This is a genomic window from Robbsia betulipollinis (assembly GCF_026624755.1).
Classification (GTDB): Bacteria; Pseudomonadota; Gammaproteobacteria; order Burkholderiales; family Burkholderiaceae; genus Robbsia; species Robbsia betulipollinis.
In genome coordinates this window covers 79081-94581 of record NZ_JAPMXC010000006.1, presented here as the reverse complement: position 1 = coordinate 94581, position 15501 = coordinate 79081, and the positions used below count along the sequence as shown (strand labels likewise).

General features: G+C 65.0%; 16 protein-coding genes. 11 read left to right on the top strand and 5 right to left on the bottom strand.

Going from position 1 to position 15501, the window contains the following annotated elements; all coding sequences use genetic code 11:
* Positions 1 to 26: 26 nt before the first annotated feature.
* Positions 27 to 983: a bifunctional riboflavin kinase/FAD synthetase gene (locus OVY01_RS16495; protein WP_267848663.1), complete on the bottom strand. Its 957-nt coding sequence runs from the start codon at positions 981 to 983 to the stop codon at positions 27 to 29.
* A 116-nt stretch (positions 984 to 1099) separates the two neighbouring features.
* On the opposite strand from OVY01_RS16495, the gene purN reads away from it, so the two are divergent.
* The 4 genes from purN to nadC all read left to right on the top strand — a co-directional run bounded on the left by purN (position 1100) and on the right by nadC (position 5486).
* The gene (gene purN, locus OVY01_RS16490; protein WP_267848662.1) at positions 1100 to 1756 is read left to right on the top strand and encodes a phosphoribosylglycinamide formyltransferase; all 657 of its coding nucleotides are present in this window, start codon (positions 1100 to 1102) and stop codon (positions 1754 to 1756) included.
* Entirely contained in the window at positions 1753 to 3051 is a 1299-nt protein-coding gene (locus tag OVY01_RS16485) for an RsmB/NOP family class I SAM-dependent RNA methyltransferase (RefSeq protein WP_267848661.1), read from the top strand. Before purN ends, OVY01_RS16485 begins: the two co-directional genes overlap by 4 nt.
* A gap of 209 nt (positions 3052 to 3260) precedes the next feature.
* The gene (locus OVY01_RS16480; protein ID WP_267848660.1) at positions 3261 to 4457 is read left to right on the top strand and encodes a DesA family fatty acid desaturase; all 1197 of its coding nucleotides are present in this window, start codon (positions 3261 to 3263) and stop codon (positions 4455 to 4457) included.
* A 111-nt stretch (positions 4458 to 4568) separates the two neighbouring features.
* A complete protein-coding gene (gene nadC / locus OVY01_RS16475; RefSeq protein ID WP_267848659.1) occupies positions 4569 to 5486 on the top strand; it encodes a carboxylating nicotinate-nucleotide diphosphorylase in 918 nt (305 codons plus the stop codon).
* A 129-nt stretch (positions 5487 to 5615) separates the two neighbouring features.
* Here nadC and rpmG read toward each other — a convergent pair whose 3' ends face one another.
* The 3 genes from rpmG to radC form a co-directional block, all read right to left on the bottom strand.
* Complete coding sequence (gene rpmG, locus OVY01_RS16470) at positions 5616 to 5783, bottom strand: 50S ribosomal protein L33 (protein WP_267848658.1); 168 nt, start codon at positions 5781 to 5783, stop codon at positions 5616 to 5618.
* A gap of 11 nt (positions 5784 to 5794) precedes the next feature.
* Positions 5795 to 6028, bottom strand: a complete 234-nt coding sequence (gene rpmB, locus OVY01_RS16465; RefSeq protein ID WP_267848657.1) for a 50S ribosomal protein L28 — start codon at positions 6026 to 6028, stop codon at positions 5795 to 5797.
* A gap of 244 nt (positions 6029 to 6272) precedes the next feature.
* Positions 6273 to 7124 (bottom strand): RadC family protein, encoded by an 852-nt coding sequence (gene radC, locus OVY01_RS16460; protein WP_267848656.1) that lies wholly within the window; start codon positions 7122 to 7124, stop codon positions 6273 to 6275.
* Positions 7125 to 7265: 141 nt separating this feature from the next.
* Here radC and OVY01_RS16455 point away from each other — a divergent pair, with 141 nt between their 5' ends.
* The 7 genes from OVY01_RS16455 to OVY01_RS16425 all read left to right on the top strand — a co-directional run bounded on the left by OVY01_RS16455 (position 7266) and on the right by OVY01_RS16425 (position 14367).
* Complete coding sequence (locus OVY01_RS16455; protein ID WP_267848655.1) at positions 7266 to 7721, top strand: FKBP-type peptidyl-prolyl cis-trans isomerase; 456 nt, start codon at positions 7266 to 7268, stop codon at positions 7719 to 7721.
* Between the two features lie 18 nt (positions 7722 to 7739).
* The gene (gene ispH / locus OVY01_RS16450) at positions 7740 to 8717 is read left to right on the top strand and encodes a 4-hydroxy-3-methylbut-2-enyl diphosphate reductase (protein ID WP_267848654.1); all 978 of its coding nucleotides are present in this window, start codon (positions 7740 to 7742) and stop codon (positions 8715 to 8717) included.
* A gap of 564 nt (positions 8718 to 9281) precedes the next feature.
* Entirely contained in the window at positions 9282 to 10511 is a 1230-nt protein-coding gene (locus OVY01_RS16445) for a branched-chain amino acid ABC transporter substrate-binding protein (RefSeq protein WP_432422273.1), read from the top strand.
* Between the two features lie 208 nt (positions 10512 to 10719).
* The gene (locus OVY01_RS16440) at positions 10720 to 11670 is read left to right on the top strand and encodes a branched-chain amino acid ABC transporter permease (protein WP_267848652.1); all 951 of its coding nucleotides are present in this window, start codon (positions 10720 to 10722) and stop codon (positions 11668 to 11670) included.
* 14 nt (positions 11671 to 11684) lie between these two features.
* Entirely contained in the window at positions 11685 to 12848 is a 1164-nt protein-coding gene (locus tag OVY01_RS16435) for an ABC transporter permease subunit (RefSeq protein WP_267848651.1), read from the top strand.
* Positions 12849 to 12874: 26 nt separating this feature from the next.
* Positions 12875 to 13651, top strand: a complete 777-nt coding sequence (locus tag OVY01_RS16430) for an ABC transporter ATP-binding protein (protein WP_267848650.1) — start codon at positions 12875 to 12877, stop codon at positions 13649 to 13651.
* Positions 13651 to 14367, top strand: a complete 717-nt coding sequence (locus OVY01_RS16425) for an ABC transporter ATP-binding protein (RefSeq protein WP_267848649.1) — start codon at positions 13651 to 13653, stop codon at positions 14365 to 14367. The genes OVY01_RS16430 and OVY01_RS16425 overlap by 1 nt, the downstream gene beginning before the upstream one ends.
* 54 nt (positions 14368 to 14421) lie before the next feature.
* On the opposite strand, the gene OVY01_RS16420 is transcribed toward OVY01_RS16425, so the two are convergent.
* Complete coding sequence (locus OVY01_RS16420) at positions 14422 to 15501, bottom strand: glycosyltransferase family 2 protein (RefSeq protein ID WP_267848648.1); 1080 nt, start codon at positions 15499 to 15501, stop codon at positions 14422 to 14424.

Sequence of the window (15501 nt, the reverse complement as noted above, 5' to 3'; positions counted from 1 at the left end):
GGCCCGTGGGTCGGGCTGGACGCCGATCAGCTAATTCGATCGGTGATGCCGGTGGCCTGGTCGAAATACGCGTGCGCGTGGGCGACGTCGCGCTGGATCGCGGCGCTCAACGCCGGCAGGTCCACGTAACGTTCCTCGTCCCGCAATTTTTTCAGGAATTCGATGCGCACCACCTTGCCGTACGCGTTGCCGGTCCAGCCGAGCACGTTGACTTCGAGCAGGATGCGCCCCGAGTCGTCGACCGTGGGCCGCAGCCCCAGGCTGGCCACGGCGGGAAGGGGCGTGGGGGCGAGGCCATGCACCCGCACCACGAGAATGCCGGCCAGTGCGGGCCGCTTGTGGGCGACCCGCAGGTTCAGCGTCGGAAAACCGAGTTCGCGTCCCAGCTTCTGGCCATGCACGACATGGCCGGAAATCATGTACGGGCGGCCCAGCAGCGCCGCTGCGGCGTCGAGGTCGCCGGCCATCAAGGCGGCGCGGACCGCGGAGCTGGAAATGCGCGCACCGTTCCCGTCGGTCAGCGTGGCCATGCGCTCCACCGCGAAGCCATGCGCGGCGCCGGCGCGTTGCAGTGCCGCGAAGTCGCCCGCGCGGCGCGCCCCGTAGCGGAAATCGTCGCCGACCATCACCCAGCGCGCGTGCAGCCCGTCCACGATCACGTCCTGGATGAAGGCGTCGGGCGGCTGCGCGGCGAAAGTGTGGTTGAAATGTTCGACGACGACGCGGTCGACCTGCGCCCGCTCCAGCGCTTCCAGCTTGTCGCGCAGCAGGGAAATGCGCGGGGGCGCGCCGCCCGGGTTGAAGAATTCGCGCGGATGCGGCTCGAAGGTCATCACGCACAGGGGGAGGTTCAACGACTGTGCCGCCGCGCGGGCGTGCGCCAGCAGTGCCTGGTGCCCCCGATGGACGCCATCGAAATTGCCGATCGTCAAAGCGCATGGCGCTCTGCTTTCGGCGTTAGGAAGACCCCTGAAAACTTTCACGATGACTGTCGGCCGATTTGCGAAAACTTCAGCAAAGCATTCGATTATAGACGAAGCAGGTGAGAGTTGGACGGCGCGCGGTTTTTCCGGTGCCCCGGAGTGATAAAATCCGCCGGATGAACAATATCGTGATCCTTTTGTCGGGCCGCGGCACGAATATGCGCGCGATCGTCGACGCCTGCGCTGCCGAGCGCTGGCCGGCCCGCGTCGTCGCGGTCGTGTCGAATCGCGCCGACGCGGCTTCCGGCGACGCGCTCGATTATGCGCGCGCGCACGGCATCCCCGCCGTCGTGCTCGAGCACGCGGCGTACGCGTCGCGCGACGCGTACGACCAGGCGCTGATGGCGCAGATCGATGCGTTCGCCCCCGACCTGCTGGTGCTGGCTGGCTTCATGCGCGTGCTGGGCGCGGACTTCGTCCAGCATTACGCGGGACGCCTGCTGAACATCCACCCGTCGCTGCTGCCCAGTTTCGCGGGTCTGAAGACCCATGAACGCGCGCTCGCGGCGGGCGTGCGCCTGCACGGCGCCACCGTGCATTTCGTGACGGCCGAACTCGATTGCGGTCCCATCGTCGCCCAGGCCGCGGTGCCGGTCCGCGACGACGACGATCCCGCCCGGCTCGCCGCACGCGTGCTGCATGCCGAGCATCTCATTTATCCCAGGGCGGTACGATGGTTCGTCGAAGGACGGCTGTCGATCGAGGGTTCGCGCGTGCTGGCACGCCTGGATCCCCCCGAATCACAGTGGCTATTCGCCACGGAGTGCGCATGAAACTGCACGGCTTCCTGATCGGCCAGACCGAGACCTTACTCGCCGACGTTCTACAATTCACCGGACCGGCGGACGCCATGGTCAGCCGCTTCTTCCGCGCGCATCCGAAGCTCGGCCACGCCGAACGGGGCGTGATCGCCGAGGCGATCTTCGCGGTGCTGCGCCGGCGCATGGAGTTCGCGCACCTGTCCGAAAGCGGCAGCGGTTCGCCGGCGCGCCGGCTGACGCTGCTCGGGCTGATGCAGACCGTCGGCCGCGCGGCGCTCAAGCATCACGTGTCGCCGACCGAGCAGGCCTGGCTCGAACATGTCGCGACGATCGATCCGAGCAGTCTGCCGCTGCGCATCCGCACCAATCTGCCCGACTGGATCTACAACGGCTTCGCCGAACGGTTCGACGCGGAGGGCATGTCCGCGCTGGCGGCCGCGCTGAATTACCCGGCGCCGCTCGACCTGCGCGTCAATACGCTCAAGGCGAATCGCGAGAAAGTGCTCGAATCCCTGCGCGAATCGGGGCACGAGGCCGAGGAGACGCCATTCTCGCCGGTCGGCGTGCGGCTGGCGGGCAAGCCCGCGCTGACGCGCATGCCGCTGTTCCAGGAGGGGTGGATCGAGGTGCAGGACGAAGGCAGCCAGCTGCTGTGCCAGCTGGTCGCGCCCAAGCGCGGCGAGATGGTCGTCGATTTCTGCGCGGGCGCGGGCGGCAAGACGCTGGCGCTCAGCGCGATGATGCGTTCGAGCGGCCGGCTCTATGCGTTCGACGTGGCCGAGCGGCGTCTGGCGAAGATGAAGCCGCGCGCGGCGCGCAGCGGTCTGTCGAACGTGCACCCGATCGTCATCGACAGCGAGAACGACATCAAGATCCGGCGCCTTGCCGGCAAGATCGACCGGGTACTGGTGGATGCGCCGTGCAGCGGCCTGGGCACGCTGCGCCGCAATCCCGATCTGAAATGGCGTCAGACGCCGGCAACAATTACCGAACTGGTTCCCAAGCAGACGTCGATCCTGGCAGCGGCAGCGCGTCTGCTGAAACCGGGTGGCCGCCTGGTATACGCGACCTGCAGCCTGCTGCGCGCCGAGAACGAGGCGATCGTCGAGGCCTTCCTGGCCGGCAACGACCAATTCGAGTTGATTCCGGCGAACCGGGTGCTTGCCGAGCAAAAGGTTGACCTGGACACAGGGGAATACCTGTCTTTGTTGCCGCACCGCCACGGCACCGACGGTTTCTTCGCCGCCGTCATGCAGCGCAAAGCCGGTGCGCCGGCCGCAAAGCCAATAAGCACGGACATGGAATAGGATTGCCGGTAAAACCGGACGGGACTTGATCCAGCGCAAGGCTGGGTCGAGAGCGGAGGTTACAATTTCCTCTCAAATGAGTCGGAACTGATGAGTTAGAATTGGATCTGACGTAAGTTGACGGCACGTTCGCGACAAATCAGCGTCGCGGCCGCGCCGGCAAGCCGTTTTATTCGTCCTCTCCGTTTTTCCTGTAAGGGTCCACTATCTTGCTCGACTCCCTGCTTCAGTTTTTTGCCCACGGCGTGCTGGATTTGTCGTGGTGGCAAATCGTGTTGTACACGCTCGTCGTGACGCACATCACGATTCTGAGCACGACCATCTATCTGCATCGTTGCCAGGCGCATCGTGCACTCGATCTGCATCCCGCGATCAGTCATTTATTCCGATTCTGGCTGTGGGCGACCACCGGCATGGTCACGAAGGAATGGGCGGCGATCCACCGCAAGCACCATGCAAAATGCGAGACCGAAGAAGATCCGCATAGCCCGCAGACGCGCGGCCTGAAAAAGGTGCTCTTTCAGGGTGCCGAGCTGTATCGCGAGGAAGCGCGCAACGAAGAGACCATGAAAAAGTTCGGCCATGGCACGCCGGACGACTGGCTCGAGCGCAACATCTACGCACGCTACAACATCATGGGCGTGAGCCTGCTGATGGTGCTGAACGTCGCGATGTTCGGCCTCGTCGGTCTTTCGGTCTGGGCGATCCAGATGGTCTGGATCCCGTTCTGGGCGGCGGGCGTCGTCAACGGCGTCGGTCACTTCTTCGGTTATCGCAATTTCAACTGCGAAGATGCCAGCACGAACCTGTTCCCGCTGGGCCTGCTCATCGGCGGCGAAGAACTGCACAACAATCACCATACGTACGCCACGTCGGCCAAGTTCTCGAACAAGTGGTACGAGTTCGACATCGGCTGGATGTGGATCCGGGTGCTGTCGGCGTGCAAGCTCGCGCATGTGAAGAAGATCGCGCCGACGCCGAAGCTGCTCAATGGCAAGACCGCGATCGATCTGGAAACGCTGCAGGCCGTGCTGTCGAACCGGTACGAAGTGATGGAGCGCTATACGTCCACCCTGCGTCGTGCCTATCGCCAGGAGCTGGCGCACATCAAGTCCCTGGGCGCGAGCGACAAGTACCGCGAGTTCAAGAGTGGACGCAAGTGGTTCCACAAAGACGAAGCGGCGCTGGCCGACAAGCAGAAGCAACAGCTGCCCGAGATCTTCGAGCAAAGCAGCGCGCTACGCACTTTCTACGAATTGCGCCGCGAACTGGCGACGATCTGGGAACGTTCGAACGTGTCCCGCGAGCAACTGGTGTTGCAGTTGCAGGCTTGGTGCCAGCGCGCGGAGCAAAGCGGCATCACCGCCTTGCAGGACTTCGCGATCCGCCTGCGCCGCTACGCCTGACGAATTCCGCTACACTCGTGCCTGACGCGGGTGTGACGGGCGGCAGCACGAGAAGAACCCCGCCACGGCGGGGTTTTTTTTTGCAATGAGGTCTCGGGAGCGGTTGGAGCGATGCAAAAGTCGAATGGGCAGGTGGCGGGGCCATCCTCGCCGGTACGCGGTACGTCGTTTTTTGACACGGTGGACGCCGAATATGGCGGTGCGCTGCGCGTGGCGCGCGACGCGAACGTCGCGGCCGCCTTGCTGGAAGACGTGGGCGCAGGCGATCAGACGGGACGCCTGGTGCCGGCCGACGCCATGCGGCGCGCGCTCATCATCGTGCGCGAGGCCGCCTGCCTGTGCGGCACGCCGTGGTTCGACGAAGTCATGCGCCGCGTCGATCCGCGCATCGAGATCGACTGGCAGGTGGAAGAGGGCGAGGGCATGCGTGCCGGCATGACCGTGTGCGAGATGCGTGGTCCGGCCCGTGCGCTGTTGACGGGCGAGCGCAACGCGTTGAATTTCCTCCAGCTCCTCTCCGGCGTCGCCACCGTGACGCGGCGCTACGTCGAATTGCTCGATGGTACCGCCGCACGCGTACTCGATACCCGCAAGACCCTACCCGGGTTAAGGCTGGCGCAGAAATACGCGGTGCGCACGGGCGGCGGCGCCAATCAGCGGCTGGCGCTCTACGATGGCATCCTGATCAAGGAGAACCATATCGCGGCGGCGGGTAGCGTGGGCGCCGCGCTGGATGCCGCGCGGGCATTGAATGCGGGCGTCCCGGTGCAGGTCGAAGTCGAATCGATCGTGGAGTTGCAGGAAGCGCTGGCGCATGGCGCGACGTCGATCCTGCTCGACAATTTCAACGTCGCGATGATGCGGGAGGCCGTGCGGATCAATGGCGCGCGCGCGACGCTGGAAGTGTCGGGCGGCGTCAACGCGGAGACGATCCGCGGTTTCGCGGAGACCGGCGTCGATCGAATTTCCGTGGGCGCGTTGACGAAGGATGTGCGCGCCACGGATTACTCCATGCGCATCATCGATTGAGTCGCCGTGGATCGACCGGACATGAAAAAACCCCGCAAGCGGGGTTTTTTTGCGAAGTGACCGTCCCGGTTGGGAGGGCCCTGTCGAGCAGGCGGGTAGGATGCGACGCGGTGCGCCGCTTCCGTCGCGTTACTTGATCTTCGTTTCCTTGTACGGCACGTGCTTGCGAGCGACGGGATCGTACTTCGAGATCTCCATCTTTTCCGGCATCGTCCGTTTGTTCTTCGTCGTCGTGTAGAAGTGACCCGTACCTGCGGTCGATTCCAGCTTGATCTTGTCGCGTGCGCCCTTGGCCATCTGAGATCCCCTTAAGCGAGACCGCGTGCGCGCAGGTCTGCGAGCACGGAGTCGATGCCGTTCTTGTCGATCACGCGCAGTGCCGCGGTCGAGATGCGAAGACGCACGAAGCGGTTTTCGCTCTCAACCCAGATACGACGGCTCTGCAGATTCGGCAGGAAACGACGCTTGGTCTTGTTGTTGGCGTGGGAAACGTTGTTGCCGACCTGCGGCCCTTTCCCCGTCACGATGCATTTGCGTGCCATGAAGCACTCCTAGTACGCTGAATTCGCTTGAATAGCCTGCTCATCGGATCCGCTAGAATTCGCGTTTGATTCCGCTCACGCGTCCCCAAAACGGCTCCGCTTGAATTCGGCCTCTGAATTCGGGCATCCGGGCTAGGCCGGAACAAAGACGAAGATTTTACCAGAGAAATTGCAGGCGAATCAAATGCTTTGTCCGTATTTCGTTGCATCCCGCCCGTCGCCCGCTCCATCTTCGCCCGAATCGTCATAGCCAGCCGTGTTCCGCGAACGACAGGCGGGCATTCCGGGAGACGATGAAATGGTCGAGCAGGCGGATATCCAGCAGATCCAGCGCATTGCGCAACCTGCCTGTCAGCAGACGGTCCGGCTCGCTGGGCTGGACGTCCCCGGAAGGGTGGTTGTGCGCGACGACCAGCGACGCGGCATTGCACTGCAACGCGGTGCGCGCGATCTCGCGCGGGTAGACGGCCGTTTGCGTCAACGTCCCGCGCGACGATTCCTCCACCTGGAGCAGGCGATGGCGGCTGTCCAGGTAGAGCGAGACGAAGACTTCGTGCGGGCGACCGCCGATCAGCAACTGGAGATAGTCGCCCAGATCGGAGGGGGAACTGAACGCGGCGCCCCGCGTGATGCGCTGCGCGAGCGAACGCCGGACGATTTCGCTGATGGCCTGCAACTGCGCGATCTTCGCCGGGCCGAGGCCGGCGACGGTGGCGAGTTGCGTGGCGTCGGCGTCGAGCATGCCGCCCAGGGAGCCGAAACGGCGCAGCAGGAGGCGGCCCACGTCGACGGCGTCGTGGCCGGGTATGCCGGTGCGTATGAACAGGGCCAGCAGTTCGCAGTCGCTCAAGGCCTGCGCCCCGGCCGCGTAGAGCCGCTCGCGCGGTCGCTCGGCAAGCGGCCAGTGACGAAGTCCGCCCGAGCTTGCGCCGGGGGGACTCCCGGGAGGGGATCCGGGACAGGTGAAGCGGACCGGCCGTCCGGCTCCCGCGGCGCGCGCGCGGGAGCGCCGCCGGGCAGGGGCATGCGTCGCATCTTCCCCGGGCATGGGCGCAGGCACGGCGGCACCGGCCGGATCGATCGTGTCGGTTTTCATCGCGGTCCTGGTTCCCCCATTTTTCGTTCGGCCCGGCTGTGGTCCGGATGCCGCAGCCGGGACACGCCGCCTGGCTTACAATGACGGTCTGTCATCGACCCGCAACGCGAATTTTCCGCGCCGGCCCACCGGACCCCTTTCATGACGCTCATCGACCTCGCCCGGGTCAAGCCCGGCTCGCATGTCACGCTGCACTACCGCTTGTCCATGGCGGACGGCGCCGACATCGTCAATACCTTCTCCGAGAAGCCCGCCACGCTGCTGCTGGGCGCGGGGCAGCTCGCGCCCCCGCTGGAAGACATTCTGGTAGGACTGAAGGCCGGTGACCACCCTGTCTTTCAGCTGAAACCCGAGGAAGCGTTCGGCCCGCGCAACCCGGAGCTGATCCAGCGCGTGTCGATGGCGACCCTGCGCGCCAACAGCATGGTCGACGAGAGTTTCACGCCCGGCGATCTGGTCGAGTTCAATGCGCCGGGGGGCGGGCGGTATGCCGGCGTGTTGAAGGAGGTCGGCGAGACGTCCGCGCTGTTCGATTTCAATCACCCGCTCGCCGGGCAGGCCTTGACCTTCGAGGTCCAGGTCATCGGTATTCTTTGATTCACTAGGAAGCAAACCATGAACGCTGAACTGAGCGCGCTCCAGAACGACTCACTGGCCCTGCTGGAAGGCGACGGCGAAATCGTCCTCGCGCAGCCGCGGGGCTTCTGCGCGGGCGTCGATCGCGCCATCGAGATCGTCGAGCGCGCGATCGCGATGTTCGGCGCGCCGATCTACGTCCGCCATGAGATCGTCCACAATGCCTACGTCGTTCAGGACCTGCGGCAGAAGGGCGCGATCTTCATCGAATCGCTCGAAGACGTGCCGGCTGGCAATACGCTGGTGTTCAGCGCGCATGGCGTCTCCCGCGCGGTGCGCGCCGAAGCCGAGACGCGCGGCCTGCGGGTCTTCGACGCCACCTGTCCGCTGGTGACGAAAGTGCACGTCGAGGTCGCGAAGATGCGCGCCGACGAGTACGAGATCGTGATGATCGGCCATCGTGGGCATCCGGAAGTGGAAGGCACGATGGGACAGACGCCATCCGGCATGCACCTGATCGAGAGCGCCGCCGATGTCGACCAGCTCGAGGTGCGCGACCCGTCGCGTCTCGCGCTGGTCACGCAGACAACCCTGTCGGTCGACGATGCGGCGGAGATCATCGCCGCACTCAAGGCGCGTTTCCCGCTGATTCGCGAACCGAAGAAGCAGGACATCTGCTACGCGACGCAGAACCGGCAGGATGCGGTGAAATTCATGGCGCCGCGCTGCGACGTGGTGATCGTCGTCGGTAGCCCCAACAGTTCGAACTCCAGCCGGCTGCGCGAACTGGCGGAAAAACTTGGCGTGCCGGCGTACATGGTCGATGCGCCCGAGCAGCTCGATCCGAACTGGTTCGCCGGCAAGAAGCGCATCGGCGTCACCGCCGGAGCCTCGGCGCCGGAGGTGCTCGCGCAGTCCGTGATCGCCCGCATTCACGAGTTCGGCGTGCGCAGCGTGCGTCCGCTGGAAGGCATCGAGGAGAACATCTCGTTCCCGTTGCCGCGCGGCCTGTCCTGAGCGAATTCGCACGGCGCGCGTGCGTCGTTCGAAAAAGCGGCCGGCCCCGCAGAAGACCTTTGTCGAGGAAAATATAGAGCTAACACTCTAAAAAAGCGGGCTTCAACAATAAGCCGACGGGTTTTGCGGTGCACACTTATGGGGCGTATTTTCTCGCCCTATGGGATTCAGGCAGGGCAGGGCCCGCTTTTTCGGCTTTCCGATGACCGTCGGGAAAGCCTCCACGATGAACCGGTTCCTCGTCGGTTTGCACGATTTTGGTGCTTCATGCACCTTTCCATTCGCACGGTCTCGCCGAGGCCGGGTGCAACCGTCACCGAGTAGTTGCAACCCCTTCCAACCACGGGTTGCAACCAATATTGCGCGCGCGATAAATGAAGGTACAATTCGCCGGTTTTGAAGGGCGGAATATTCGTACAGGGGTGCGAAACGCTGCTTCCGGAGTCATCGATGCCCTTGAGGTGGATTCACGCGGTGCCTGTCGCGACCGTCCTGTTGCTGGCCGGTTGCGGAAAAAAGGACGTCGGCACGACCGATACCGCGTCGGCCGCTTCGGGCACGGCCATGGCGTCGGCGCCGCTGGCATCGGGCATTGCCGTACCGGCCGTCGTCGCGTCCCCCGTGGCGGTCGGCGGTATGGCCGCGTCGGTACCGGCAGCGGTAGCGGCATCCGGCACCGGCACCGGCACGGCAGCGGTTCGGACCGTACGGATCGGTCACGCGGGCCCGCTGAGCGGCGCGGAAGCGCATCTCGGCCAGGACAGCGAGAACGCCGCCCGGCTCGCGGTGGAGGAAATCAACGCGCGCGGGCTGTCGATCGATGGGCAAGCGATCACGCTCGAGCTCGACGCGCAGGACGACGGCGGGGACCCGCGCAAGGGTGTGACGGTCGCGCGCAAGCTGGTCGCCGATCAGGTGGTCGGCGTGATCGGCGATCTTGCCTCGGCGGTGTCGATTCCCGCGTCGCAGGTCTATGGCGCGGCGGGCGTGACGCAACTGTCCTCGTCCTCGACGGATCCCGCCTTCACCGGCCAGGGTTACAAGACCAGCTACCGGATGGTGGCGAACGACACGCAACAGGGCACGGCCCTGGCGGCCCTGGCCATCGAATCCTTGCATGCGAAGACGCTGGCGGTGGTCGACGACGGCACGCCCTACGGCAAGCATCTCGCGGCGGCGTTCCTGCAGGCGGTGCGCGCCCATGCGGGCGGCGCGAACCTGCGCGACGTCGCGCGCGAGAGCGAGAACCCGGGCATGCGCGGGGCTGAGCCGCGTGGCGCCGACCTCAAGGCGATTCTCAAGCGCCTGAAGGCGCGCGCGCCCAATGTCGTCCTGTTCGCGGGCATGGACGTCGCGGGCGGCGCTTTCGTGCGGCAGATGGCGGCGTCCGGCCTGCACGCAACGGTGCTGGGCGGCGACGGCCTGTGCTCGGAAAAGGGCGCGGCGCTCGCCGGCGCGGCGGTCGACAACCTGATCTGCGCGCAGGTGGGCCCGGCGCTGAGCAGCATGGATCAGGGCGCGGCCTTCGCGCAACGTTACGCCGCGCGCTTTCATATACCGGTTCAGGCGTACGCGCCGTTCGCCTATGACGCGGTGTACGTGCTCGTCGACGCGATGAAGCGCGCCAACGCGGTGGACCCGGCGAAGATCCTCGCCGCCATGCCGTCGACCGACTACACCGGTCTGACGGGTCCGATCGCCTTCACCGCCCGTGGCGAGCTGAAACAGGCCGCCGTCACCTTGTACCAGTTCAAGGACCAGAAGCGCGCGGTGCGCGATGTCGTAAAGATGTAAAGACGATGTGAGTCGTTTGTCCAGCGGCGGCGCGACGGGGCGGCGCTTTCACCGGGTGGCTTCGGCGCCCGGCGGAGCGCGCGGCCGGTTCGCGTCGCCGGTTCTTGAGGGAGGGTGGTCGAGCACGGCATACAGGGTCGGAAAGCCCGTTCGCGCCGCGCCGAAGACCGTCCGCATCCGCCATAGTCAGCGGTTCTAGGAGTAGTAAATGGATACCTTCATCCAGCAGCTCATCAACGGGCTGGTTCTGGGCAGCATCTACGCGATCATCGCGCTGGGCTACACGATGGTGTACGGGATTCTCGGCATCATCAATTTCGCCCACGGCGATGTGCTCATGATCGGCGCGATGGTCGCCCTGTCGGCGATCAACGTGCTGCACACGCATTTTCCCGGTCTGGGTTCGGTGGCGACGCTGGTGATCGCGCTGGGCATCGCCGCGGTGGTCTGCGCGCTGACCGGCTACACGATCGAGCGCGTCGCCTACCGGCCGTTGCGCAACGCGCCGCGTCTCGCGCCGCTGATCACCGCGATCGGCGTCTCGATCCTGCTGCAGACCGTCGCGATGATGATCTGGGGCCGCAACCCGCTGATGTTCCCGCAACTGCTGCCGACCGACCCGCTGAACGTGGTCAAGGCGACGGACACGACGCCGGGCGCGGTGATTTCGGTGACGGAAATCATCATCGTCGTCGTGGCGTTCGTGACGATGGGCGGCCTGCTGCTGCTCGTGCACAAGACGCGGCTCGGCCGGGCCATGCGGGCGACGGCGGAAAACCGCAACGTCGCCGGGCTGATGGGCGTGAATCCGAATTTCGTGATTTCGGCGACCTTCATGATCGGCTCGGCGCTCGCCGCGCTGGCCGGGGTGATGATCGCATCCGAATACGGCAACGCGCATTTCTACATGGGTTTCCTGCCGGGTATCAAGGCCTTCACGGCGGCCGTGCTGGGCGGGATCGGCAATCTGGGCGGGGCGATGGTCGGGGGCATTCTGCTGGGTCTCATCGAGCAGCTCGGCGCCGGCTACATCGGCGGGCTGACCGGCGGGGTGTTCGGCAGCAACTACCAGGACGTCTTCGCCTTCATCGTGTTGATCATCGTGCTGGTGTTCCGTCCGTCCGGTCTGCTCGGCGAGCGTGTCGCCGATCGCGCATAACAGGGGTTCGTTCCATGCCTTCCATTCCTCCGATTCAAACCACGAACGAACTGACGCCGCCGCGTCGCACGGCGAAGACCACGCTGGGCTACGTCGTGCTCGCGCTTTTCGTGGTCTTCGCCCCGATGCTGGTCGGCGCCGCCGGCGGCAACTACTGGGTGCGGGTGCTCGACTTCGCGATGCTGTACGTGATGCTCGCGCTCGGCCTGAACGTGGTCGTCGGCTTCGCCGGACTGCTCGACCTCGGCTATATCGCGTTCTACGCGGTGGGCGCCTATATCGCCGCCTTCCTGTCGTCGCCGCAACTCTCGCAGAACTTCGCCTGGATCGCGTCGATCTGGCCGACCGGCCCGCACTTTCCGATCTGGGTCATCATTCCGATCGCCATGGCGGTGGCCGCACTGTGCGGCGTGCTGCTCGGCGCGCCCACGCTGAAACTGCGCGGCGATTATCTGGCGATCGTCACGCTGGGCTTCGGCGAGATCGTGCGGATCTTCATGAACAACCTGGACCGGCCGATCAACATCACGAACGGCCCGAAAGGCATCAGCGGCATCGCGCCGATCAATCTGTTCGGCTTCGACTTCTCGCAGATCCACACGCTCTTCGGTTTCTCGTTTCCGCCCGTGTACATGTATTACTACGCGTTCGTGGTGCTGTCGCTGATCGTGATCTTCATCTGCGTGCGGCTGCAGCACTCGCGCATCGGCCGCGCGTGGGCGGCCATTCGCGAGGACGAGATCGCCGCCAAGGCGATGGGCATCAATACCCGCAACATCAAGCTGCTGGCGTTCGCGATGGGCGCGTCGTTCGGCGGCGTATCGGGGGCGATGTTCGGCGCCTTTCAGGGTTTCGTGTCGCCGGAGTCGTTCACGTTCTGGGAATCGATCGTCGTGCTGGCCTGCGTGGTGCTCGGCGGCATGGGCCACATCCCCGGCGTCATCCTGGGTGCGGTGCTGCTGTCGATCTTCCCGGAAGTACTGCGTTCGACGATGGGACCGTTGCAGCATTTCCTGTTCGGTCATGACGTGATCGACGTCGAAGTCGTGCGGCAACTGCTATACGGCCTGGCGATGATCGTCATCATGTTGTATCGCGCCGACGGCCTGTGGCCGGCGCCGAAGCACGAGGACCGGGTTGCCCGGATTGCCAAACGCAACAAGACGATTCGCGCCTGAGCGTGCGGCACGCGGAGCCATCCACCATGATCGATAAAAACACGCGCCTGTTCATCAAGGGCGTCAACAAGCGCTTCGGCGGTCTGCAGGCGCTGGCCGATGTCGGGCTGCAGATCCAGGCCGGGCACATCTACGGCCTGATCGGCCCGAACGGCGCGGGCAAGACGACGTTCTTCAATGTCATCACCGGGCTGTACGAGCCGGATTCGGGCGAGTTCGTGCTCGACGGCCTGGCCTACAAGCCGACCACCGTGCATGAGGTGGCGAAGGCGGGCATCGCCCGTACGTTCCAGAACATTCGCCTCTTCGGCGGCATGACCGCGCTCGAGAACGTCATGACCGGGCGCCATGTGCGCACGCGCCAGGGCCTGATCGGCGCGGTGTTCCGCACGCCGGCGGAACGGCGCGAGGAGCGCGAGGTCAAGGAGCGCGCGATCGAACTGCTGGAATACGTGGGCATCTCGAAATACGCCGACTACACGTCGCGCAACCTCTCGTACGGCCACCAACGGCGGCTCGAGATCGCGCGCGCGCTGGCGACCGACCCGAAGCTGCTGGCACTGGACGAGCCGGCCGCCGGCATGAACGCGACCGAGAAGGTCGAGTTGCGCGAACTGCTCGACAAGATCCGCGGCGACGGCCGGACCATCCTGCTGATCGAGCACGACGTGAAGCTGATGATGGGCCTGTGCGACCGGATGACGGTGCTCGACTACGGCAAGGTCATCGCCGAGGGGTTGCCGCAGGACGTGCAGAAGGATCCGAAAGTGATTGAAGCGTATCTGGGCGCCGGAGGCCATTGATGAGCGAAGCGATGTTGTCCATTCAGGGCCTGCAGGTGGCATACGGCGGTATCCAGGCGGTCAAGGGTATCGACATGGAAGTGCGCGAGGGCGAGCTCGTGACCTTGATCGGCGCGAACGGCGCGGGCAAGACCACCACGATGAAGGCCATCACCGGCATTCAGGCCTGCACGGGCGGGGACATCCGCTACCTGGGCAAGTCGATTCGCGGCGTGCCCTCGTACGAACTGCTGAAGGTGGGGCTGGCGATGGTGCCGGAAGGCCGGGGCATCTTCGCGCGGATGACCATTCTCGAAAACATGCAGATGGGCGCCTATCTGCGCACCGATACCGCGGCGATCGCCAGCGACGTCGAACGCATGTTCGGGTTCTTTCCGCGCCTGAAGGAGCGGCAGGCCCAATACGCCGGCACGTTGTCGGGCGGCGAGCAGCAGATGCTGGCGATGGCGCGCGCACTGATCAGCCGGCCGCGTCTGCTGCTGCTCGACGAACCGTCGATGGGCCTGTCGCCGATCATGGTCGAGAAGATCTTCGAGGTGGTGCGGGAGATTTCGTCGGAAGGCCTGACGGTGTTGCTGGTCGAGCAGAACGCGCGGCTGGCCCTGCAGGCCGCGAACCGCGGCTACGTGATGGATTCGGGCTTGATCACGATGTCGGGCGACGCCCGCCAGATGCTGGACGACCCGAAGGTGCGGGCGGCGTATCTGGGGGAGTGAGCCTCGGGGGGGATCCTTCCTGGGATCTCCCTTCCGCCGCGTGCCTCCGCGCGTTCAGCGCCGGGGTATCACGCTTCTCGCCCAGCGCAATGGCCGGGTGATCCGCCAGGACCGGGAGCGCAACAGGCGCTCTATATGTCGAAGCGCTTCCGTCTCGGTTTCCGGCGTGGGATCCGCCGCCGTCGGACGCTGTCCCCTGAGCAGACGGGCAATGCCCCGCAATGCACGACTCACGCGCCAGGAATGGGACGCGTGGTACTGCCGGAGTTCGTCGCGGTAGCGGGTGCCTTGCGTCGCGTGGGGATTGTCGGGATACCGCGCCGCGCCCGGCGCCGCGCAGCCGGGGTGAGCGTCGACCTCGCGCACCCACCACCCGATGTTGGCGATCTTCAGCTCATTGAATTCGGCAAGGGCGTTGGTCCATAGCCGCTGTTTTCGCACGGCCTGGGCGGCGCAGACGGTGCCGTCCATCACCGTATTCGAGCCGTCGCCGCGTATGCAGTACTCCGCGCCGGGAAACGGCACGTACAGCGGCTCGTGCCCGAATGCCAGCCGCAGAAGAAATTCGTAATCCTCGTTCATGCTGAGCGCTTCGTTCACGTCGCCCAGATGGGACACGCGCGTCCGGTCGATGATGAACGAGTGGATCGGGATGAAGTTGTTGCGCAGATGATCCAGATAACTGTAACGATCCCGTTGCCACGGGCGGGACCGTTCTATCACTTGCCCCCATTTGTTGTGCAGGGCGCGAATGGTATCCGCGTACGCCCAGGCCCGGTCGCTTTCCCGAAGCGCCGAAATCAATTTGTCGTAGTGTTCGGGATATAGCTTGTCGTCGTCGTCCAGAAACGCCAGGTATCTTCCGCTCGCATGGCGTTTGCCGATGTTCAGGCTTTTCGAGCGGGCATCCGCGGCGCAGACATGCTCGAACAGGCGCATGTCGTGAAATGCATGCCGCTCCCGGTCGACGATCCTTTCGATACTGGCGATGCCGTCGTTCTGCCGGAGCCGTTGCACGACGACGACGACCTCGATGGCGGAATACGTCTGCCCTTGAAGGATGAAAAGACATTTTTCCAGGTGCGCTTCGCGCCCCGGCATGGTCCGGATCACAACGGAAATGCGTTCTGTCAT